We start from the raw sequence: 21,748 nt of genomic DNA, 5'->3' as shown, positions 1-21,748 counted from the left end.
CATCAGCGTCCTTCCCGCGAGAGGCGCGGATTGAGCGCGTCGTTGAGGCCTTCGCCGATCAGGTTCAGTCCCAACACGGAGATCAGGATGGCGACGCCGGGAAACACCGTGATCCACCAGGCCTGGCGGATCACGGTGCGGCCGGCGCCGACCATGTAGCCCCAGGAGATCAGATTGGGATCGCCCAGCCCAAGGAAAGACAGCGAGGATTCCAAGAGGATTGCAGTCGCCACCATCAGCGAGGCCAGCACGATCACCGGCGACAGCGCGTTGGGCAGAATCTCGCGCAGGATGATCCAGGTGTTGCTCTGTCCGGTCACCACGGCGGCCTGGACATATTCGCGCGTGCGCAGCGACAGCACCTCGCCGCGGACGAGGCGCGCGACCGGCGGCCAGCTCACCACTGCGATCGAGGCCACGATCGAATAGATCGACGGCTGCAGGATCGCGACCAGCACGATCGCGAGCGCAAAGCTCGGAATGGTCTGGAAGAACTCGGTGAAGCGCATCAGCGCGTCGTCGACCTTGCCGCCGAAATAGCCGGCCATGGCGCCGATGGGAACGCCGACGACCAGTGCGACCAGCGTCGAGACGAGGCCGACCAGCAGCGAGACGCGTGCACCGAAGATCATGCCGGCGAACACATCGCGGCCGAGTGCGTCGGTGCCGAGCGGCACGGTCGAGAGCGTGAACGGCGGCAGGAACGGCCGCTGCACCATGCGCCAGGGCGAGTTCGGAAACAGCAGCGGCCCGAAAACTGCGATCCCGATCGCGAGCAGGAGGATGACCAGCCCGATGACGCCGCTCGGGCTCCTCAGCATCGATTTCCAGAACTGTTTCATGCGGCGAATTCGATGCGTGGGTCGACCAGGCGATAGACGAGGTCGGTGATGAGGTTGAAGATCAGCACCATGACCGAGCAGGTCACGAAGACGCCGAGCAGCAGATTGTAGTCGCGCTGCAGCAGCGCGTCGTACATGAGACGCCCGATGCCGGGCCAGGCGAACACGGTCTCGGTGATGACGGCGCCGCCGATCAGCGTGCCGGCATGGACGCCGGCGAGTGTGACGACCGGGAGGAGCGCGTTGCGCAGCACATGGCGGCGCTGGATCACGCCGTCGGAAAGGCCCTTGGCGCGCGCGGTCTTGACGAAGTCGAGCCGCTTCACTTCCAGCATCGAGGCCCGCGTCATGCGGGTGTAGGTCGCCATGAAGAACAGGCCGAGCGTCATCGCCGGCATGATCAGGTGCTTTGCGACGTCGACCACATGGGCAAGGCCGGTGAGGTTGGCGCCGACCGTCTCGTAGCCGAAGCTCGGCAGCCAATCGACCGTGACCGAGAACAGCAGAATTCCCATCAGTGCCACCCAGAAGATCGGCATGGCGTAGAAGATCAACGCGAAGATGGTGATGGCGGTGTCGAGGAAGGTCCCGGCGAAGCGGGCGGCGAAGGTGCCGAAGAGAACCCCGAGCGCGAGCGAGATCGCGAACGCGGTCAGCGTCAACAACAGCGTTGCCGGCAACCGCTCCAGGATCAGCTTCGACACCGGCGCCTGCTGACGGAAGGAGAAGCCGAGGTCGAGGGTCGCGATGCCCTTGACGTAGATGAACAGCTGCTCGGGCAGCGGCTTGTCGAGGCCGAATTTTTCCCGGAGCTGCTGGACGAAGACCTGGTCGCTAGCTCCGGCCTCGCCCGCCATCACGACAGCGGGGTCGCCGGGCGCGAGCCGGATCAGGAAGAAATTGAGGACGACGATCGCGAGCAGGACGATCACGCCCTTCACGACACGCTGAGCGACGAAGGAGAGCATTGCTAGAACGACGCTTGTTTGACTTGAGTGCCACCGCGGTGACGGTGTGCTCCCTCTCCCGCTTGCGGGGGAGGGTTGGGGTGGGGGTGCTTCCGCAGAGGGATTAACAAGTGGAGAGAACCCTCACCCGCTACGCTCTTCGAGCGCAGCGACCTCTCCCGCAAGCGGGAGAGGCGAAGAGAGCTCGCAGCGCGTACGCTCACTTGTCGAGCCATGCGTCCTTGAAGCCGTCATTGACGCCGATCCCGGTGGTGATCAGGTTCTTGACCTTGCAGCGCATGATGGTCGGGAATTGCAGCTCGAGCATCCAGGCCACCGGTACGTCCTCGACCAGGATCTTCTGCGCCTTCTCGTAGATCTCCCTGCGCTTGGAATCGGGCGTTGCGACCGCGCCGTCGGCGAACAGCTTGTCGATCTCGGGGTTGGAATAGCCCTCGACGTTGTTGAACACCTGGCCCTTGGCAATCGCGCTGGAGACGTAGTTGCGCCCCACCCCGAGGGCGGGATCGCCGTATTGGTAGAGATAGGTGAAGGCGATGTCGTAATCCCAGTCGCCGATCTTCTGGTTGCCGCCGGCAACGTCGGTCGAGATCGTTTCGATGTTCATGCCGACGTCGATGAGGTTCTGCTTCACGGCTTCACCCCAGCGCTGCCAGGTCTCGCCATAGGCGAGCGGCAGGATGCGGATCTTCTCGCCCTTGTAGCCGGCTTCCTTCAGCAGCGCCTTGGCCTTGGCCGGGTCGTATGGATATTTCGGCACGTCATCGCTGTAGTATTTGATGGTCGAGGCGGACGGGCCGGTCGCGACCTTGCCGAGCCCGTTCCAGATCACGTCCTTGGCGAAGTCGCGGTCGATCGCGTACATGATCGCCTGCCGCACCCGCTTGTCGGCAAGCGGGCCCTGGCGGTTGTTCAGCCACAGCCAGGCCAGCGGCGAGAAGAACTCCCAGCCGGCGCCGGTGACGCAGGTGTCCTTCAGCTTGGACAGCCGCGGCACGTCAAAGTTCTCGACCGAGCCGCCGGGCAGCACGTCGACCTTGCCGGTCTCGTAGGCCACCGAGCGCGCGGCGGCGTCGGGGATGACCTGCCAGTAGACCTCATCGAGATAGGGCTTGCCCTTCTCGTGGTAGTTCGGGTTCTTGACCATGCGGATGAACGAGCCCTTCTGCCATTCCTTGAACATGAAGGGGCCGGTGCCGACCGGCGCGTTGTTATAGGGATTGGTCTTCCAGTCGGTGCCCTCATAGAGATGTTTCGGCACCATCGGCATCGAGCCGACCTCGAAGATGCCGAGGAACGGGCCGAACGGCTGCTTCAGCGTGAACACGACGGTGTAGTCGTCGGGCGCCTCGACCTTGTCGACCTGCACGAGGTTGGCGCGGGCGCGCGCATGGGTCTGCTTCAGCATCTCGATCGAGAACAGCACGTCGGCTGCGGTGAAGGGCTTGCCGTCATGCCAGGTCACGCCCTTCTTGAGCTTGAAAGTGTAGGTCTTGGCGTCATCGCTGACGGTCCAGCTCTCGGCGAGTTCCGGCTGCGGCTCGAGCTTGGGGCTATAGCGCAGCAGGCCTTCGAAAATGTTGCCCGACACCATCTGGACCGGGCCGTTCTGGACCATCGCAAGCATTAGGCCGGGCGGCTCGGGCTGGATCACCGCATTGATCACACCTCCCGTCTTCGGCTCTTGCGCCAGTGCCGAGGCCGTGAGGCCGCAAGCCAGGAGGAGACCAAGCAACACTCGTTTCGACATGTCGTATCTTTCTCAAGCGAGACCGGCCGCAAACGCTTCGCGACGTCCTCGCGCGCGAAGCCACGGCCGGCCCATCCCAGTCCCCATCCACCTTCGAGGCTCACATAGTCTCATTCCGCGCCGCAAGATGAAACTCTCGACAGTGTTCGCACAAAAAATGTACAGCGCGTCCTGTTTTCACTTGATTCATTGTCTTGTCACGGAGACAAGTCGGCCCATGGACAACGCCACACGCTCCGAACGATCCCGCAATGCTGCGCTCGAAGCAGCGATCAGGATCATTGCGCGCGACGGGCCCGGCCGGCTGACGCTCGATGCGATCGCGCGCGAGAGTGGTCTCAGCAAGGGCGGCGTGATGCACCAGTTCCGCACCAAGGAAGCGGTGCTGAAGGCGCTGCTGGAGCGGCAGATGGAGCATTTCGAGGAATTCTCGACCCGCTACATGGCGAAGGTGAGCGCAACCTCGGCAAATCCCAATTTGGCGACCCAGCTCGCCACCGTGCGGGAGGCGGCGACGTCGCCGAATTCCGCCGCGCTCGCGCTCGTTGCGGCCATGGTCGAGAACCCCAGCCTGATGATGTTGCCGCGCGAGCGGGAGATGAAGCGGGTGGCGGCCATCAAGGCGGAGTCCGCCGATCCTGACCTCGCGCTGCTGCGCTGGGCCGCGGCGCGCGGATTGCTGTTGAGCTCGCTGTTCGGCATGTCGCCGCTCAGCAAGGACGAGCATGATCGCCTGTTCGCGCGTCTGCTCGACGACGGGCAGTGGGCAGGCGTCGAACAGCCGGCGAAGGAGCTGCCGACCAAGACGCGCGTCGCCAAATCCGGTGCGGCGCCCACGGCAAAGGCCGCAACCCCGCGCAAACGCGCCTGATTCATCGTTAACAAATTCCGACCGACCGCTGCCCAAAGTCGCGCCTGCGGCCAAATGTGCCATGACGCCATTTCAGTACTTTACAAACCAACTGGTCGGTTTTATAAACGGAAACACTGAAGCGGCCCAAGGCTTCTGAATTGGCCCCGGACGATGCCTTGGGTTGGTAATGGTGAAGGCCGCAGCCGCGTTTGGTCCCACACGCGGTTGCGGCTGCCATCGCCCTCCGAAAAGCCAGAGGAGTTTTGGAATGGATTGCTCGATCGCCCTGCGCGGTCTGGGAGCGCTGATGCTTGGCGCGGCCGTGACCGGCTGCGCCTCTGTCGCGCCCGTGCCCTATTCGGAGATGGCGTCCTCGGCCTACATGGCGCCGGACAAGTCAGACGCATCCGGCCGCGTGCCTTACCGCTATTCCACGCCGGTCGACTGGCGCGCTTATAATAAAGTGATCCTCGAACCCGTCGTGGTCTATCGCGGCAAGGATCATCAGTTCGCCGACATGTCCGACCAGGACAAGGCGACGCTCGCCGCCTACATGCAGACCCGTTTTGCCGAGCGACTGCGTGGCCGCTTCATGCTGGTGCGCGAGCGCGCCCCGAACACACTGCGGATCCGGCTGACGCTGACCGGCGCCGTCGCCAACACGCCGGTACTCGGCACGCTCTCCCGCTTCGACATGGCCGGCGCGGTCTACAACGGCGTGCAGGCCGCGCGCGACGGCGAGGGCATGATGACCGGATTGGTCATCTATGGCGTCGAGATCTTTGACGCTGGGACCTCACGCCTGATCAGCGCCTACGTCACCAAGCAATACCCGGGCGCCTACGACATCAAGGCGAGCGTCGGCGCGCTCGCGGCCGCCAATGCCGGCGTCGACAAGGGCGCCGATGCGCTGATGGCGCAATTGAACTGACGCCGCAACCCAATCAACGAAAGGTGTCGCTGATGAACATCCTCCTTCGCTTCGTGCTGCGCGTCGCCATCACCATCGCGATGATGATTCTTGGCGGTCGCGTCGGCGCGGTCACGCCTAATGATCCCAGCGGCACCTGGCTCGTCGAGGATGGCCGTGCCCGCATCCGGCTCGAGCGATGCGGCCCGTCCCGCGACCGCATCTGCGGCTTCATCGTCTGGATGAAGGAGCCGGCCGACAAGCGCGGCCAGCCTCTTCGCGACAAGGAAAATCCCGACCCCGACAAGCGCGCCCGCGCGCTGCTCGGTCACCAGCTGATCATGGGCCTGCAGGCGACGCCTGAGGGCCGGTTCGCCGGCGACATCTACAACGCCGAGGACGGCAAATTCTATTCGGTCTCGATCTGGCGCGAATCCGCCGACCGGCTCAAGCTCAAGGGTTGCCTGATCAAGCTGTTGTGCCAGACCCAGACCTGGCAGCAGACCCTCGACGCCCAGCCCGGCCAGCTGATCGGCCTCACCGGCGATCTCAACGGCCCCCGTGCCGACAAGGAATGGGCGCAAGTGCCGCCGCCGAAGCCGATGCAGGTGAAGTCGGAAGCCAAGGCGAAGTAGCCGATTGCCTCTCCGACCGTTGGCAATGATGATGTTGAGGCGGTTGCACACTGCCCGCGTACGAAATTTGACCGGTTGTCAGCCAAAAGCTATTCTTCTGCCCGCTGGGTCGTCCAATCCGAATTTGCAACCGCAAATTCCTCGTTCCGGGGCGCACCTATGGAATGGTCAGCCAAGCCGTCTCGTGTCGACCAGCCCTTCGGGAGCTGGGCTGACGATCTCGCTGCGGCCTTTGTCCGGCTCGAGCCGCGTAAAATCGCTGACCGTCCTTTCGAAGGTTCGATCACACGTACCGACGCCGCGTCGGTCCAGATTTCACTCGTGAAAGCCACGGGTCACAGCGTTCTCCGGCTGCGGCCCCATATTGCACAGTGTACGGACGATCTCTGCTTCATCAATCTCCAGCTCGAGGGCCTGGGCCGCACGACGCAGCGGGGACACGAGCAGGTCTGTGCGCCCGGCGACCTCGCGGTCGCCGATACGACCGAGCCGTTCGAGATTGCCAACGGTCGCGATTTCCGTCTCTTTTGCTTTGCCGTGCCGCGGCGGGGCCTGCCAAAAAGCTTTGCGGATTGTCCGCGGCTCGCACTGTCGAGGACGGAAAACGGCCGGGCATTGTCGCGCACGCTCGCCGGCTATGCCGAGCTTTGCCTGGCCTCACCCGCAGTTGCGGCAAGCAGCGGCACGCATCTGGTCGAGCTGATCGCGCATGCGCCGGAGATGCTTAGTGAAATGCCGGTCACGCGTGTGAATGCGCCCGTGCTGCTGTCGATGATGCTCGACCATATCGACCGTCACAGCGACGATCCTGGTCTCGATGCCGAATCGCTTGCCCGGAGGTTCCGCTGTTCGGAGCGCTATGTGCATCGGCTGTTCGTCGCGACCGGCCGGTCCGTCGGTGAGCATGTCAGCGACCGGCGGATCCTTGTCTGCGCCCGCGATCTGCTCGACGCGCAGCAACGTCACAAGACCATCTCCACGATCGCGTATGAGGCTGGCTTTTCCGATATCTCGCACTTCAACCGCCTCTTCAAGCGCAGCCACGGCCTCGCCCCGCGCGAATTTCGCAAGACGAAGGGGAAGGGCGAGTAGTTCACCTCCAGCCAAGAATTCGGTCGCTGCCGACCAAGATTTTCCTCCCTCGCTCGCCTCACCCTGGTGACCTGCCGGAGCGAGGGAGAAGTTCGATGGCGATTGATTTTACGCTTTCACCTGCGCAGCGCGCGTTGCAGCTTCAATCTCGAAAATTCGCCGCGGAGGTCTTGGCCGACGCCGGCAAGGCCGAGTTGCTCGCGACACCGGAAGAGCGCTTCCTCGCGACGAAGCCGACCTACGAGGCGATGGTCGCTGCCGGTTATCTGCGCAAATGCATTCCGGCGCCGGCGGGCGGCGATAATGCCGGACTTGTCGATATGGCGATCCTGGCGGAAGAATTCTACGTGGTGAATCCGAGCGTGACGCTGACCATGCTCGGCACGGTGCTCGGTCTGCTGCCGATTCTGCTTGGGGGGAAGCCGGAGCAATGCACCCGCCTGCTTGCACCGTTCCTGAAGACGAGCGGCGCACCGCTTGCGGGCTTCTGCTCCTCGGAGCCCGGCGGCAGTGCCAATGCCGCCGCACCGCCGCCGGGCGAGGGCGTGCGCACCACCGCCAAACGCGAGCTCGGCAATTGGATCATCAACGGCCGCAAGAAATGGGTGTCGTCCGCCACCGGGTGGGATCGCAATGGCGCCGAGGTGTTGTGCGTGGTGTGCCGGACCAATCCTGCCGCGCCACCGGAGCAGGGTGTTTCCATCATTGCGGTCGAAGGCCCGGCACCCGGCATCGTGTTCGAACGCGCCATCGATACGATTGGCCACCGCGCTCATTTGGTGCCGGAATTCGGCTTGCGTGCCGTCACCGCGCCGCACGGCAATCTGCTCGGGCAGGAGGGGGGCGGCTTGATGCTGGCGGCTGCCGCTCTCACCGGCACGGCGGCGCTGGTCGGTATCTTCGGCGTTGCCCTGATGCGGGCCGCCTTCGACTTCGCGCTGCATTTTGCCCGCACCGAAAAACGCGGTGGGGTACAGGCGATCATCGAGCATCAGGCGGTTGGCTATGCACTCGCCGACGCCAAGACCACGATCGAAGCCGCGCGCTACCTGAGCTGGCGGGCCTGCCATGCGCTCGATACGCAATCGCCCGGTGCCGACGAGCTCGCGGTCCAGGCCAAGATCTTCGGCTCCGAGGCCGCGGTGCGGGTCATCACCGACCTGATGCGCGTGGTCGGCATTGACAGCTATGACCACGCGGCACCGTTCGGCCGCCTGCTGCAGGACGCATTGGCGTTGCCGATCTTCGATGGTGGCAATATGGGTGTCCGCCGGCGTCAGCTCCACGCGATGCTGATGCGGCCCGACTACGATCCGCTGACCGTGTGTGGCGGAGCTTGAGCCGACGCGTCGCATCTGCATCCGCGATTTGCGCATCCGGTCGCCGCGGGCCGCGGCGCCAGGGAGATGGCGCCGCGCCGCGAGCCATGCCAGACTGGCCTCCGATCGATAAACGACCGGATCGGTACACCTTATGACTGACCAGCCTTTTCCGGGCCCGGATCTGCGCCCGCTGCATTTGCAACTGGGCGCGCAGACCATTGGCGGCTTTGAAAGCGCAGGCACGGGACGCCCGATCCTGCTGATCCACGGCAATTCCTCCTCATCCCGGATCTGGCAGAAGCAGTTGCAGGGGCCGCTCGGCGCCAAATACCGCGTGATCGCGATCGACCTGCCCGGCCACGGCGCCTCGTCGCCGCCGCCCCATCCGGAAAGGGATTATTCCGGCCATGGTTATGCCGCGGCGATCGCTGCCGCTGCCGGCGCGCTCGATCTCACGAGCGCAATCGTCGTCGGCTGGAGCCTCGGCGGCCATGCGGTGCTGAACGCGGCTGCGTCGCTGCCGATGGCGGCCGGGCTGATGATCTTCGGGACGCCGCCGGTCGGCAGCGGGCCTGCGGGCTTTGCCGGCTTCAAGAACCTGTCGCCCACCGCGTTCACGGCCGCGCCGACCGAGGCTGAGATCGAGGAGTGGATGCACACGGCCTTTGCGCCGGGCTACACGCCGATCCCCGGTTTCGTGCTGGAGGATTTCCGCAGGACCGACGGCAATGCGCGTGCCCGTCTCGGCGCCGTTGCGCAAAGTGGCGGTCTCGCCGATGAAACCGAGATCGTGTGCAATCTGAAGATTCCCCTGGCGATCGTACAAGGCGCGGAAGAGCAGATCGTCGATCTCGGCTGGCTGCAGCGCCTCGCCGCGCCGACCTTGTGGCGCGGCGCGGTTCAGGTCGTCGACGGCGCCGGCCACTCGACGCAATGGGAAAAACCCGAGGCCTTCAACGGGCTGCTCGACGCGTTTGCGTCGGGTGTGTGACCGTCTTCACCTCAGTCCCGCGCGCCGAAATCCTTCCAGATAGTGCTGGCGATCCGCATCGTTCGCCCATGGTAGCTGCGTCGCGATCCAATCCAGCGAGATATTGGGCTGGGTGCGGCGGAGCTCTCCCAGCGCCATATCCGCAAGTGCGCCGTCACCGGTCATGCCGGCGGAGACGGCGAGCACGCGATAGGCGCCGGTGAGATCGCCGCGATGGCGGATCGCCTCGCGCGCCAGCGCGATGGCCTCGTCATATTGCCGCTCGGTGAACCGCGCATAGCCGGCGATGCCGTAATAGATCGCCAGCGACGGATCGCGCGGCGAGAGCCTGATCGCCTTTTGCGCCGCCTCGAACGAATCGCCGGGTCGCCCGGCATAGGACAGCGCCAGCGCGTAATAGCCCTGCGCCAGCGAGAAGTTCGGATTGAGCGCGAGCGCCTGCTCGAACTCGGACAGCGCGTCCGCAAGCCGGCTCGTCGAGAAGCAGACACTGCCGAGCGCGGCGTGGGCCCAGGCATTCTCATGGTCGCAGCGCATTGCGGCCAGCGCGGCGTTCTCCGCGATCGGTGCCGTCGTTGCAAGCTCCGCCCAGCCCAGATGCACGCCGAACATGTGGCTTGCCGCCAGCACCGCCAGCGCCTGGCCGTAATCCGGATCGATCGCGATCGCGCGCTCGAGCAGTTTCTGCGCCGCGGCGTGGTCCTGCGGCGTGATTCGCCAGTAATGCGACAGCGCCTGCATCAACAGGTCCCAGGCATCCAGGCTCGATGGGGGCTTGCGATGCGTGCGGAAATTCTCTGCGGCGTGGATCTGCGGCTCGATCGCCGCGACGATCCGCTCGGTGATCTCGTCCTGCACGGCGAAGACGTCGACCAGCTCGCGGTCGTAGCGCTCGGCCCAGAGATGGCCGCCGGTGGTGGCGTCGTTGAGCTGTGCGGTGATGCGCACGCGGTTGGCCACCTTGCGCACGCTGCCCTCGACGATGTAGCGGACGCCCAGCTCCTCGGCGATCTGCTTGAGGTGGACCGCGCGCCCCTTGTAGGTAAAGGACGAGTTGCGGGCGATCACGATGAACCAGCGCTGCTTCGACAGCGCGGTGAGGATGTCCTCGCTGATCCCGTCGCCGAAATATTCCTGGGCGGGATCGCCGCTCATGTTCTCGAAGGCGAGCACCGCGATGCCCGGACGGTCGGTCGCGACGCGCGGGGAACCCGGTGTGACCTCGGCCGGAACGGGCTTTTCTGCCACTTCCTCCCGGACGTCCCCGACGAAACGAAAGCCCTTGCGCGGGATCGTCTTGATCAGCCGCTGCGTCGCACCATCGTCGCCGAGTGCCTTGCGCGCAGCGTTGATCCGGCTGTTCAGCGCGGAATCCGAGACGATGCGGTCGCTCCAGATCTCGCTGATCAGATCGTCCTTGCTGACCACGCGGGCGCGTTCCGCCACGAGGTAGAGCAGCAGATCGAACACCTGCGGCTGCAGCGGCACGGCTGCGCCGCTGCAGGTGAGCTCCCGCAGGTCGCCGTCGAGCACGTTGTTTTCAAAGAGGAATCGCACGTTTCTGTCGTCTCAAGCAAAAATCAAAGTCGTCTCAGGCGAAAATCAACCGTCCGCGAAAGTCTTCCGCCGTCCGGTCCGGCATGGTGCAGAGACCAAACAGTGCCGATGCCTCGGCACAACGGAGCTTTCTATGACCCAACTCGATCATCAGGTGCATTCCATTAGCCCGGAGGTTGCGGGCTCACGCATTTTCAAGTTCATCGCCTTTCTTTACGGAATTGCGGCGTATCTCGTTTTTTTCGTTACGATTGTCTACGCAATCGGCTTTGTGATGGGGCTGGTGGTGCCGAAGACCATCGACAGCGGGCCCGACACGCCGACGGCCGAAGCGGTCATCATCAATCTGCTGCTGATGACGCTGTTCGCCGTTCAACACAGCGTGATGGCGCGCCAGCGCTTCAAGGCGTGGTGGACGCAATTCGTCCCCAAGCCGGTCGAGCGCTCGACCTACGTGCTGTTCGCGAGCCTGTCATTGCTCCTCCTGTTCTGGCAGTGGCGTCCGTTGCCGTCGGTCATATGGGACGTCGCCAATCCGGATCTTGCCGTGACGCTGGTCACGCTGTCGTTCGCGGGCTGGGTACTGGTGTTCACCTCGACCTTCATCATCAATCATTTCGAATTGTTCGGATTGCATCAGGTGACCAACCATCTCGTCGGCAAAGAGGCCGCGCCGCCGCGGTTCAAGACGCCGCTGCTCTACAAATTCGTCCGTCATCCGATCTATCTCGGCTTCATCATCGCCTTCTGGGCGGCACCGACCATGTCCGCAGGCCATCTGCTGTTTGCGGCCGTGACCACCGCCTACATCTTCGTCGGCATCGCGCTGGAGGAGCACGACCTCGTCGATCTCTTTGGCGACGAATACCGGCAGTACAAACAACGGGTGTCGATGCTTATTCCCTGGCGCCGGTCAGTCTAGCCGCCGCGCGCTCCGTCGCGCGTCCGCCGATCGGAGGACGCGCGACGGGACTTTATTTGTAACTCAAGGATTTCAATCCCAATTTCCATCTCAGGAGACGACCAAGATGAAACATGTCGGACACTGCTTCTGCGGCGCGGTCACGATCGAGGTCACGGGCGAGCCAGCGGCGATGGGCTATTGTCACTGCCGTTCCTGCCGCTCGTGGTCGGGCGGACCGGTGAACGCTTTCAGCCTGTGGAGGCCGGAAGCCGTGCGCATTACCGAGGGCGCGCAGAACGTCGAGACCTTCGTCAAGACGCCGCTCAGCCAGCGCAAATATTGCGGGAAGTGCGGCGGTCATCTCATGACCAATCACCCGCCGCTCGATCTGATCGACGTCTTCACCGCCACCATCCCGACGCTCGCGTTCACGCCCGGCGTCCACGTCAACTATTCCGAAACGGTGCTGCCGATGCGCGACGGCCTGCCCAAGCTGAAGGACTTTCCCGCCGAGTTCGGCGGCAGCGGCGAGATGATGCAGGACTAAAATATAGGCTTCCCTCTCCCCCGCTCGCGGGGAGAGGGATATCTTCGTTACCTCATCCCCGCGCGCCGAAATCCTTCGAGATAATGCGCGCGGTCCTCTTCGCGCAGCATCGGCAGCTCGCGCGTGAGCCAGGCAAGCGAGATACCGGGCTGGGTGCGTCGCAATCCTTCCAGCGCGGAGGCGGCAAGTGCGGGATCGCCGGACATGCCGGCCGCCGCCGTGAGCACGCGATGCGCGCCGACGAAATCGGCTCGCTGCCGCATCGATTCCCGCGCCATATGCATGGCGTCCTCGTAATTGCGGCCGATGAACTGGGCATAGCCCGCAACACCGCAATAGATCGCCGCGAGCGGATCGCGCGGGCTGAGCCGCAGCGCGCGGCGTGCAGCCGCATCGCCGTCCTGCCATCGTCCGGCGTAGCACAGCGTGACGCCGTAGAAGGCATGCGCCATCGCGAAATTCGGATTGAGCTGCAAAGCCAGCTCGAACTCCGCCAGCGCGTCGTCGAAACGGCGGCGGAACAGATACGTATAGGCGAGACCGTGATGGGCCCAGGCATCGTCGCGATCGGCTTCCACCGCGGCCAGTGCTGCGCGTTCGGCAACCGGGACAGTCGCGGCCATATCGGCCCAGCCCATATGCGCACCAAAAATGTGGCTGGTGGCGAGCAGCCCCAGCGCCTTGCCATAGGCGGGGTCGATCGCGATCGCCTGCTCGAGCAGCGCCTGCGCCGCTGCATTGTCCTCGCGCGTGATGTGCCAGTAGTGCGACAGCGCGCGCATCACGAAGTCCCAGGCATCGAGACTGCCCGGCGGCTTCTGCTGGGCGCGAAAATTTTCGGCGGCGTAGAGCTGAGGCTCGATCGCGGCGACGATGGCTTCGGTGATCTCGTCCTGTACGGCAAAGATGTCGGCAAGCTCGCGGTCGTAGCGCTCGGCCCAGAGATGGCCGCCGGTCGAGACGTCGTTGAGCTGGGCGGAGATGCGCACGCGATCGCCGCTTCGCCGCACGCTGCCCTCGAGCACGTAGCGCACGCCGAGCTCGCGCGCGATCTCGTGGAGATGCACGGCGCGGCCCTTGTAGACGAAGGAGGAGTTGCGCGCGACCACGAAGAACCAGCGCAGCTTCGACAGAGCGGTGATGATGTCTTCGCTGATGCCGTCGGAGAAATAGTCCTGCTCGCGGTCGCCGCTCATGTTGGTGAAGGGCAGCACGGCGATCGCTGGGCGATCGGGCAGCGCAGGCGAGGCGTGCGACGTTGTGACGCTGCGGCGCGGCTCCACCGGTGCGGCGGCGGATTTGGTCTCGACATCGCCGACGAAGCGAAAGCCCTTTCGCGCGATAGTGCGGATCAAGGTCTGGTTCGCGCCGCTGTCGCCGATCGCCTTGCGCGCCGCATTGATCCGGCTGGTCAAGGTCGATTCGGAGACGCTGCGGCCGTGCCAGATCTTGTCGATCAGCTCGTCCTTGCTGACGACCCGGTCGCGGTTTTCCATGAGATGGACGACGAGGTCGAAGACCTGCGGTTCCACGGACACGGGAACCTGCTCGCGGCTCAGCTCGCGCCGGTCGGTGTCGAGAAGGTGGTCCTGGAACAGAAACTGCACGTCGAAAACTCAGACCTCACAACGACTTCAGGCAATGATGAAATCAAAATGGATTTCGCCTTGAACTCTGTAAGTCCGCCGGGAGGTCAGCCCGGTTCACTGCAATCGCCGGATGGCTGCCATGCCATTTGCGCGGAGGAATACAACCTGAATTAGAACGTGACCAGTTTTGGTAGATTGTCGCGGCATCCGGACGATAACCGAATGCCGCGGTTGAGCATCACGGGCAGGGATGGCGCCGGCCGTCGTTGCCGAGATACATGCCCGTATTCGGATTGTAGGATTTGTAGCGCTGCATGCAGTATTGCACGTCGCCCTCGGGCGGCGGTCCATATCCGGCGGGCGGCGGCGGATAGCCCGGCCCGTCATAATAAGGTGAGCCGTAGTAATAGGGCGCCGCGACCGCGCCGCCGATGATCGCGCCGGCTGCAAGCCCGCCGACGAACGCGCCGCCGCCCCAGCCCCAGCCGCGCCGTCCGTACCAGCGCACTTGTTCGACCTGATTGGGCGCAGCCTGCGTCATCGCAAGCGGCTGTCCGATCGGCGCCGCCGATGCCGCGGTCAATGTCGCAGCCGACAGGCTCGCCAGCAGACAAGCTCCAGCAACGAAGCGAAACGATTTCAACATTGTGCTCTCCTCGTCATGCGGCGGCTCACGCGCCGCGCGAAATTGATAGTGCAAGTGGAGAAGCGCGCTGAATTAAAATTTCGACAGGAATTTATCGCCGTCATCCTGAGGTGCCGAAGCGCAGCGGAGGCCTCGAAGGATAGACGGCCCGGCTGCATCTCGGCCGTTCATCCTTCGAGGCTCTGCGCACGCTGCTTCGCATCGTACGCCTCGCACCTCAGGATGACGGGACCGAGATCCTGCGGCGCGGTGGCGAAGCCATCGCACACACACACACATCGAATGTGTGACGAACGGTGAATGTCCATTGCCGAACACCGCCGCCCGCGTAAGCTGCCTCCCACACATAACAACAGCCGCAAAGAAACGCCCATGCCCGCCTTTCCCGCCTCGACCACCGTGCTCGACTCCATGCTGTTTCGCGATGCCTTCGGCACGCCTGCGATGCGCGAGGTGTTTTCCGACGTCGCGCTGGTTGCGCGGTATGCCGAGGTCGAGGTGGCGCTGGCAAAGGCGGAGGCGCGCTGCGGCGTGATCCCACAAGCTGCCGCCGACCAGATCGCGGCGCGGACCGATGTCACAGCGCTCGACTTCGATCTGCTGCGGCAGGAGACCGACATCGTCGGCTATCCGATCCTGCCGCTGGTGCATCAGATGGTGAAGCAATGCGGCGAGGCCGGCCGCTACGTGCACTGGGGCGCGACCACGCAGGACATCATGGACACCGCCGTGGTGCTGCAATTGCGCGCGGGGCTCGCAATCATCGAACGCGATATCGCCGAGCTGCGAAAAATCCTCGCCGATCTCTCCAAGCGTCATCGCGACACGCCGATGGCCGGCCGCACCCACCTCCAGCAGGCGCTGCCGGTGACCTTCGGCTACAAGACCGCGATCTGGCTCGCGATGTTCGACCGCCACGCCGAGCGTCTCGAGCAATTGAAGCCGCGGGTTCTCGTCGGCCAGTTTGCCGGCGCCGCCGGCACGCTGGCCTCGCTCGGCGACAAGGGGTTCGAGGTGCAGGAGGCGCTCTGCGCCGAGCTCAAGCTCGGCGTTCCCGCCTCGACCTGGCACGTCGCGCGCGACGGCTTTGCGGAAGCCGTGAATTTTCTCGCGCTCGTCACTGGCTCGCTCGGCAAGATCGCGCTCGACATCATGATCATGGCCTCGACCGAATTCGCCGAGGTCTACGAGCCCTTCGTCAAGGGCCGCGGCGCCTCCTCGACCATGCCGCAGAAGCGCAACCCGATCTCCTCGGAGCTGATGCTTGCCGCGTCCAAGGCGGTGCGCCAGCACGCGGGCCTGATGCTCGATGCCATGGTGCAGGATTTCGAGCGCGCCACCGGTCCGTGGCACGCCGAATGGATGGCGATCCCCGAGAGTTTCGTGCTGACCGCAGGCGCGCTGCATCAGGCGAAGTTCGCGCTCGCCGGCCTCATCGTGGACGAGGCAAAGATGAACGACAACCTCGCCCTTAGTCGGGGTCTGATTGTGGCCGAAGCGGTCATGATGGGACTGGCGCCGCAGATCGGCCGGCAGGATGCGCACGACGTGGTCTACGACGCCTGCCGGCTCGCCAACGAGAAGGGCATCAGCCTTGCCGATGCGCTGTCGGCCGATCCGCGCGTCGCGGCCCAGATCGATCGCACAACCATCGAGGCCCTCACTTCACCGAAAAATTACCTCGGCCTTGCGCCTGCCATGGTCGACCGGGTGCTGAAATCGGCAACGCGTTGAAAACCAAACTGCGTGAAACTCCGTATCTTCGCTGTCTCCAAGACGCTCGCACACTTGTGTCTCGTGATGTTAGACTTAGATTGAACGAGAGATTCCGACAGAGGACCGGGCATGACCGATCAACGCAATTCCGCCACTTCCATCGATCCAGTGAAACTCGACCGGCTGGCTGAGGTGGCGGTGAAGGTGGGACTGGGTTTGCGGCCGGGACAGGACCTTCTCTTGACGGCGCCGGCGATCGCACTGCCGCTGGTGCGCCGGATCGCTGCGCACGCCTACAAGGCCGGCGCCGGGATCGTGACGCCGATCCTCTCGGATGAAGAGATGACGTTGGCGCGCTATCGCCACGGCCATGACAACAGCTTTGATCGCGCCGCCAACTGGCTCTACGAGGGCATGGCGAAGGCGTTCTCGAACAACACCGCGCGCCTAGCCATCGTCGGCGACAATCCGATGCTGCTGTCGGGCGAAGATGCGTCCAAGGTCGCGCGCGCCAGCAAGGCCAATTCCGTGGCCTATCAGCCGGCGCTGGAAAAGATCGTCAATTTCGACACCAACTGGAACATCATTGCTTATCCGAGTCCGTCCTGGGCGAAGCAGGTGTTTCCGAACGACTCCGAAGAGGTCGCGGTCGGCAAGCTTGCGGACGCGATCTTCGCGGCGTCACGCGTCGATCGCGAAGACGCCACGGCCAATTGGGCAAGCCACAATGCGGTGCTGCGCGAGCGCACCAACTGGCTCAACGGCCAGCGTTTCCGCGCGCTGCAATATTCAGGTCCGGGCACCGACCTCACCATCGGGCTTGCCGACGGTCATGAATGGGAAGGCGGCGCCTCGCTGGCCAAGAACGGCATCAGCTGCAACGCCAACATCCCGACCGAAGAGGTATTCACCACGCCGCATTGCCGGCGGGTCTATGGCCATGTCGTGAGCTCGAAGCCGCTGTCCTACCAGGGCACGCTGATCGACAACATCGCGGTGCGCTTCGAGGACGGCAGGATCGTCGACGCCAAGGCCTCGCGCGGCGAGGAGGTGCTGAACAAGGTGCTCGACACCGACGAGGGCGCGCGCCGGCTCGGCGAGGTGGCGCTGGTGCCGCATTCCTCGCCGATCTCGCAGAGCGGGCTGTTGTTCTACAACACGCTGTTCGACGAGAACGCGGCGTCCCACATCGCGCTCGGCCAGTGCTACTCGAAATGCTTCATCAACGGCGCGCAGCTCACGCCGCAGCAGATCGCAGCCCAAGGCGGCAACCAGAGCCTGATCCATATCGACTGGATGATCGGCTCGGCCGAGACCGACATCGACGGCATTCTGGCCGACGGCAGCAAGGTGCCGGTGTTCCGCAAGGGCGAGTGGGCGAAGTAGGGTTCTTCACCTCTCCCCGTCGGGGAGAGGTAAGCTCCCGGCGACAATCTTTCCTGAACTCATGCTTTAGCGCGTCGCCTTACGCCGCCGCGTCGCGCAGCATCGGGTTGTTGTCGATGTTGAAGCGGTTGAACAGTGTCGTGAACGGGCTGCCGTCGGTGGCTCGCACGATAGCGTCGGAAGCCGCGACCGCCTCGTAGAGCGCGCCGACCGGATCGTCCGCCTCAGGCAGGTCGAGGCGCATGCGGATCTCCTCTCTCGCCTCGTTGATGTCGTCCTCGTCGTCGCGCGTCGCCTCCAGCGCATCCGCTGCGCGCCGCATCTCCTGGAGATCGCCGCCGGCGGAGAATTTGAGGATATCGAGCCAATAGGGGCGGGCGACGACGAGCTGGATGAACGCCTCGAAGCTCCCGGCGATAACGCCCGCGCGTCCCTCCGATGAGACGTAGAGCACATGTTGCGACGGCAGCAGCACGAAGGCACCGCCTGAGCCGTCACTGCCGATCTGCATGGGGCTTTCGACGCCGTCGATCGTGAACCAGGGCTCCTCGTCCGGCGCGAACGAGACATCGAGGCTGCCGAGCCAGGCGACGACCTCGCCTTGGGCTGTCAGAAGCTCTGGGGTCAGGGGCATCGATGGGGCTCCTTCTAGGTCGTTCCGCGCACTTTGTCGCACCCCGGAAAAGATCGGTTCATGTGCGCGAATTTGCAGGGAAATCCCGACGTTAACCGCTTCGCATCTGCAACTTGCGGCTGATTGTCGGTGCCAGCGTAAGGAAGAATTAAAAACCGGCTACTAGCGTTCCCAACATCTTTCGAAACAATCCGGGATTAAGCCCGGTTAATCATATTACCTTCTGGGGAAGCAGATGTCGCGGGCATTGATTGAAATCGGTAGTTGCAACGTGGATCTGGAGCTGCGGCCGATCGAGCCGGCCTGGATCATCGAGGGCAATCCGGTCTCGCGTTCGCACATCCTCTCGACCAGCTCGGACGGCACTTCGTCGACCATCATCTGGTCCTGCACCGAAGGCCGCTTCAACTGGTACTATGATTTCGACGAGACGATCATGATCCTGGAAGGATCGATCGTGCTCGAAAGCGACGGCATGGCGCCGAAGCGCTACGGCGTCGGCGACGTCATTTTCTTCCGCGATGGCGCGCATGCCAAATGGCATGTCGAAGGCCACGTCAAGAAGATCGCCTTCTGCCGCAAGACCAATCCGGCCGTCATCGGCTTCATGATCCGCGTCGTCAACAAGGTGAAGCGGATGTTCCTCTCGCCCGGCGAGCGCCGTCCCGCGACCCTGATGGGTGCCGGTTAATCCTTTTCACGGACGCTTCCCAGCGGCCACGACGGAAGAGGGGGCGGGACCAACATCCCGGCCCCTCTTTCGCGTCATGACGGCAGTTCGAGCCGGTAGACATCGGTCGCGGTCTGCGAGAACAGCGCCGTCTTCTCCGTCTCGCTCAGGGGTGACGCGATGCGCTTGAAGGCGTTGAAGATCACCTGGTAGCTGCACTGACCCTTGTCCGGCGGGAAATTGCTTTCGAACATCGCGCGCCTCACGCCGAACGCCTCGATGCAGGTTTCGATATAAGGCTTCCACGCCGCGGCGAGCTCTTCGGATGACGGCGGTTTGGGACGCAGATGGAAGTCGTAGCCGAGCAGGCACATCGCGAGCCCGCCGAGCTTCACGACCACGTTCTCGCATTTCGCGATTTCCTGGATCGAGGCGCGCCACTGCTGAAACACCTCCTTGCGCCGCCCGGCGAAGCGGCCAACGCCGGCCGGGCCGCCGCAATGATCGAGCACGATCCTGGTATCGGGAAAGGCGCGCGCCAGCTCGGTCAGCTCGCCGATCTGCGGATGAAACAGCCAGGCATCGAAGCTGAGGTTCAGGGGTGCAAGGCAGGCAAAGCCCTTGCGGAAGGCCGGATCCTGCAACAATCCCTTCGGCCGGTTCGCGTACATGCCGGCGACAACGGGGTCCTCGTCCCAGGCGGAGGAATGCCGGATGCCGCGGAAGCGGCTGTTGCCGGCGGCGATCTCCGCCTCCAGCACCGGCTTGGCGGCGTCGCCGAGCAGCAGGTTCACATGGCTGACAATGCCGGCGCAGATCGCGGCCTTGCCGTAACCACCGCTCGCGCTCATGGCCGCGACGCCATTGGCGAACTCGACCTCGCCGACGGGCCGGAAAGCCTCGGGTCCATGCGCACGATACATCGAGCGGCAATCGACATAGACCGTGGCAATGATGTTGTGGCCGGAGGCGATGTCATCAGCCATCTCCTCGATCAGATAGCGATGGCCGCGATTCCAGAGATGATGATGCGGATCGACGATCGGCCGCGCGGGATCGATGATCTCTTCCTGATATTGCGCGAGCCAGTCCTCGCGTGGCTCGACGAATAGCCCGCTGGTGTTGGCGGGCAGACCGCTTGCAACCATCGACATTCGCTCCCTCTGTTTTTGTAGTGGGAGCCTAGCATCTCATCGCGTCATGCAGCAGCGCGCCTTGTGCAACCGCGCCCTCCGTCGCGAGCACGGCGGCGTTATCGTCAGCCCTTGCGCCGTGCCGCCCTCACATCCACCACCAGCCGCCAATCGGTGGCCGTGGCGGTTTTGATTTCGCCGAGCCAGTGAAAGGAATCGTCCGTGATTTCAACGAAACTCCAGCGCGTGAGTTCGCCAGCTTCGGTCGTGCCCTCCTGCACGATGTCCTCGCCGCGCGGCCGGCCGATCTGCTGACGAAAAACCGAGCGAGCCGGATCGAACCAGGAAATCCGCCACGCGGACATGGAGGGATCGTAGACCCGGAACGTCGTGCCGTACCAATTGCCGGCGATCGGGAAGGCCGGCGCGCCCGCGGGGCGGGGAATGATCCAGACATCCTGGACGGCACGACCCTCCAGCACCCAGCCGAAATGGATTTCGCCGGGCGCAGTGTGTTTCGTTCCGTCGGCGCCTCGGGCCGTGATCTCGGCGTCCCAGTCGCCGACGAAGCGGCCGTAGAGCTGAAGCGCCGCCGCGTGCTCGGGGTTGGGTCCGTCTGCGCGCAACAATCTCGCAAAGTCGGTCATGTCGATCTCCTGTCGCCGGGAGATCAGCACGACCGGACGACAGCCGACTTGGAGAAAATTGCGCGTCAGACCCCGTCGAGAATGATCACGGTCGGCGTCGTCGGCAGCGTATCCCGCGACATCCGCAAGGAACGCTCGGTGCGGCGGTCGATCTCGAACTGCTGGCCAATCCTGCGCATGAATTCATCGAGCGGGGTGGCGAAGCGGTGCATCGGCAGCACCACGGAGGCGCGCAGGCGCTTGGTGATCTCCGAGACGCCGTCGAGCGACATGGTGTAGGTGCCGTCGATCGGCACCATCACGATGTCGAGCCGCCCGATCTGTGCGAAATGGCTGTCGTCGAGCTTGTGATGGAGATGACCGAGATGGCCGATGCAAAGGCCCGCGACCTCGAAGATGAAGATCGAATTGCCATCGCGGATCATGTCCGTGCCGGAATCGTCGCCGAAGTAGCGGCGGATGTCGGTCGTGACGTTGCGGATCAGTGTGTCACCGATGCGTTCCGAAATGATTGCCGGCTTGCCGTCGTCGCCCCAGCCATGCAGCACGTGGGGAATCCGCTTATCGGGATTGAGAGAGTAGTGGGTGCTGTGGGCCCGGTTCATGGTGACGACATCGGGCAGCCGGCCGACCTGATAGGCGCCGCTATAATCAGTCGCGATGCGCAGACCGCCCGGCGTGTCGATGAAATAAGTGGAGTGGCCGGCATAGGTGATCTCGACCTCGGCCGCGGCGGCCGCCTGCCGGAAAGCGACTGGCATGGCGCGGGGCGCAGCATTCGCCATGGCCAGGCATTCGCTGCGTTGAGGTGGTTGCTGGGCGAGGCCAGGTGAGAGACATGCGCTCAACAGCGCAAATGCCGCCGAAATGAATCGCCACATGTCCAGTCCCCAATGACGTCAGGGGAAAGTCTAGCGTGCAATGCAGCGCGTGGCCAACAGGACGCGATCAACAGC

The 21,748-nt window shown here is 64.0% G+C and carries 21 protein-coding genes; 11 read left to right on the top strand and 10 right to left on the bottom strand.

Annotated features, from left to right (window positions below; genetic code table 11):
* Window positions 1-2: 2 nt before the first annotated feature.
* The 3 genes from FXB40_RS00345 to FXB40_RS00335 form a co-directional block, all read right to left on the bottom strand.
* Window positions 3-842, bottom strand: a complete 840-nt coding sequence (locus FXB40_RS00345) for an ABC transporter permease (RefSeq protein WP_148770032.1) — start codon at window positions 840-842, stop codon at window positions 3-5.
* Window positions 839-1,810 carry an ABC transporter permease gene (locus FXB40_RS00340; protein WP_148770030.1) on the bottom strand — a complete coding sequence of 324 codons (972 nt, stop codon included), beginning with the start codon at window positions 1,808-1,810 and terminating at the stop codon, window positions 839-841. Before FXB40_RS00340 ends, FXB40_RS00345 begins: the two co-directional genes overlap by 4 nt.
* 199 nt (window positions 1,811-2,009) lie before the next feature.
* Complete coding sequence (locus FXB40_RS00335) at window positions 2,010-3,560, bottom strand: ABC transporter substrate-binding protein (RefSeq protein ID WP_148770028.1); 1,551 nt, start codon at window positions 3,558-3,560, stop codon at window positions 2,010-2,012.
* A 217-nt stretch (window positions 3,561-3,777) separates the two neighbouring features.
* Here FXB40_RS00335 and FXB40_RS00330 point away from each other — a divergent pair, with 217 nt between their 5' ends.
* From FXB40_RS00330 to FXB40_RS00305, 6 genes are all read left to right on the top strand, one after another.
* A complete protein-coding gene (locus tag FXB40_RS00330) occupies window positions 3,778-4,431 on the top strand; it encodes a TetR/AcrR family transcriptional regulator (protein ID WP_148770026.1) in 654 nt (217 codons plus the stop codon).
* 250 nt (window positions 4,432-4,681) lie between these two features.
* Window positions 4,682-5,344 carry a DUF3313 domain-containing protein gene (locus tag FXB40_RS00325; protein WP_148770024.1) on the top strand — a complete coding sequence of 221 codons (663 nt, stop codon included), beginning with the start codon at window positions 4,682-4,684 and terminating at the stop codon, window positions 5,342-5,344.
* 32 nt (window positions 5,345-5,376) lie between these two features.
* Window positions 5,377-5,958 carry a DUF2147 domain-containing protein gene (locus FXB40_RS00320; protein ID WP_148770022.1) on the top strand — a complete coding sequence of 194 codons (582 nt, stop codon included), beginning with the start codon at window positions 5,377-5,379 and terminating at the stop codon, window positions 5,956-5,958.
* A gap of 159 nt (window positions 5,959-6,117) precedes the next feature.
* Window positions 6,118-7,050 carry a helix-turn-helix domain-containing protein gene (locus FXB40_RS00315; RefSeq protein ID WP_148770020.1) on the top strand — a complete coding sequence of 311 codons (933 nt, stop codon included), beginning with the start codon at window positions 6,118-6,120 and terminating at the stop codon, window positions 7,048-7,050.
* Between the two features lie 95 nt (window positions 7,051-7,145).
* Window positions 7,146-8,390, top strand: coding sequence for an acyl-CoA dehydrogenase family protein (locus FXB40_RS00310; RefSeq protein ID WP_148770018.1), 1,245 nt, complete (start codon window positions 7,146-7,148; stop codon window positions 8,388-8,390).
* A gap of 133 nt (window positions 8,391-8,523) precedes the next feature.
* Window positions 8,524-9,363, top strand: a complete 840-nt coding sequence (locus tag FXB40_RS00305) for an alpha/beta fold hydrolase (protein WP_148770016.1) — start codon at window positions 8,524-8,526, stop codon at window positions 9,361-9,363.
* A 6-nt stretch (window positions 9,364-9,369) separates the two neighbouring features.
* On the opposite strand, the gene FXB40_RS00300 is transcribed toward FXB40_RS00305, so the two are convergent.
* The gene (locus FXB40_RS00300) at window positions 9,370-10,920 is read right to left on the bottom strand and encodes a winged helix-turn-helix domain-containing tetratricopeptide repeat protein (RefSeq protein WP_148770014.1); all 1,551 of its coding nucleotides are present in this window, start codon (window positions 10,918-10,920) and stop codon (window positions 9,370-9,372) included.
* Between the two features lie 133 nt (window positions 10,921-11,053).
* On the opposite strand from FXB40_RS00300, the gene mddA reads away from it, so the two are divergent.
* Window positions 11,054-11,842 (top strand): methanethiol S-methyltransferase, encoded by a 789-nt coding sequence (mddA, locus tag FXB40_RS00295; protein ID WP_187436568.1) that lies wholly within the window; start codon window positions 11,054-11,056, stop codon window positions 11,840-11,842.
* Window positions 11,843-11,948: 106 nt separating this feature from the next.
* A complete protein-coding gene (locus FXB40_RS00290) occupies window positions 11,949-12,371 on the top strand; it encodes a GFA family protein (RefSeq protein ID WP_148770012.1) in 423 nt (140 codons plus the stop codon).
* A 47-nt stretch (window positions 12,372-12,418) separates the two neighbouring features.
* Here the strand turns inward: FXB40_RS00290 and FXB40_RS00285 are convergent, their stop codons facing one another.
* Entirely contained in the window at window positions 12,419-13,978 is a 1,560-nt protein-coding gene (locus FXB40_RS00285; protein WP_148770010.1) for a winged helix-turn-helix domain-containing protein, read from the bottom strand.
* A gap of 220 nt (window positions 13,979-14,198) precedes the next feature.
* Window positions 14,199-14,606, bottom strand: coding sequence for a BA14K family protein (locus tag FXB40_RS00280; protein ID WP_148770008.1), 408 nt, complete (start codon window positions 14,604-14,606; stop codon window positions 14,199-14,201).
* Window positions 14,607-14,978: 372 nt separating this feature from the next.
* Between FXB40_RS00280 and pcaB the strand changes: the two genes are divergently transcribed.
* Complete coding sequence (gene pcaB, locus FXB40_RS00275) at window positions 14,979-16,340, top strand: 3-carboxy-cis,cis-muconate cycloisomerase (RefSeq protein ID WP_148770006.1); 1,362 nt, start codon at window positions 14,979-14,981, stop codon at window positions 16,338-16,340.
* Window positions 16,341-16,451: 111 nt separating this feature from the next.
* Entirely contained in the window at window positions 16,452-17,708 is a 1,257-nt protein-coding gene (locus tag FXB40_RS00270; protein ID WP_148770004.1) for an aminopeptidase, read from the top strand.
* A 79-nt stretch (window positions 17,709-17,787) separates the two neighbouring features.
* Here the strand turns inward: FXB40_RS00270 and FXB40_RS00265 are convergent, their stop codons facing one another.
* Window positions 17,788-18,342, bottom strand: coding sequence for a hypothetical protein (locus tag FXB40_RS00265; RefSeq protein WP_187436567.1), 555 nt, complete (start codon window positions 18,340-18,342; stop codon window positions 17,788-17,790).
* Between the two features lie 235 nt (window positions 18,343-18,577).
* On the opposite strand from FXB40_RS00265, the gene FXB40_RS00260 reads away from it, so the two are divergent.
* Window positions 18,578-19,033, top strand: coding sequence for a cupin domain-containing protein (locus tag FXB40_RS00260; protein WP_187436566.1), 456 nt, complete (start codon window positions 18,578-18,580; stop codon window positions 19,031-19,033).
* Window positions 19,034-19,107: 74 nt separating this feature from the next.
* On the opposite strand, the gene FXB40_RS00255 is transcribed toward FXB40_RS00260, so the two are convergent.
* The 3 genes from FXB40_RS00255 to FXB40_RS00245 all read right to left on the bottom strand — a co-directional run bounded on the left by FXB40_RS00255 (window position 19,108) and on the right by FXB40_RS00245 (window position 21,673).
* Window positions 19,108-20,160 carry an amidohydrolase family protein gene (locus FXB40_RS00255; protein WP_148770204.1) on the bottom strand — a complete coding sequence of 351 codons (1,053 nt, stop codon included), beginning with the start codon at window positions 20,158-20,160 and terminating at the stop codon, window positions 19,108-19,110.
* Between the two features lie 110 nt (window positions 20,161-20,270).
* Window positions 20,271-20,792, bottom strand: a complete 522-nt coding sequence (locus tag FXB40_RS00250; protein WP_187436565.1) for a hypothetical protein — start codon at window positions 20,790-20,792, stop codon at window positions 20,271-20,273.
* A gap of 65 nt (window positions 20,793-20,857) precedes the next feature.
* The gene (locus tag FXB40_RS00245) at window positions 20,858-21,673 is read right to left on the bottom strand and encodes an MBL fold metallo-hydrolase (protein WP_148769996.1); all 816 of its coding nucleotides are present in this window, start codon (window positions 21,671-21,673) and stop codon (window positions 20,858-20,860) included.
* Window positions 21,674-21,748: the final 75 nt, after the last annotated feature.

Origin of the sequence: Bradyrhizobium rifense (assembly GCF_008123425.1) — a bacterium.
Classification (GTDB): domain Bacteria; phylum Pseudomonadota; class Alphaproteobacteria; order Rhizobiales; family Xanthobacteraceae; genus Bradyrhizobium; species Bradyrhizobium rifense.
Note: the sequence above shows the minus strand (reverse complement) of the source record. Positions and strands in the feature narration are given on the sequence as shown.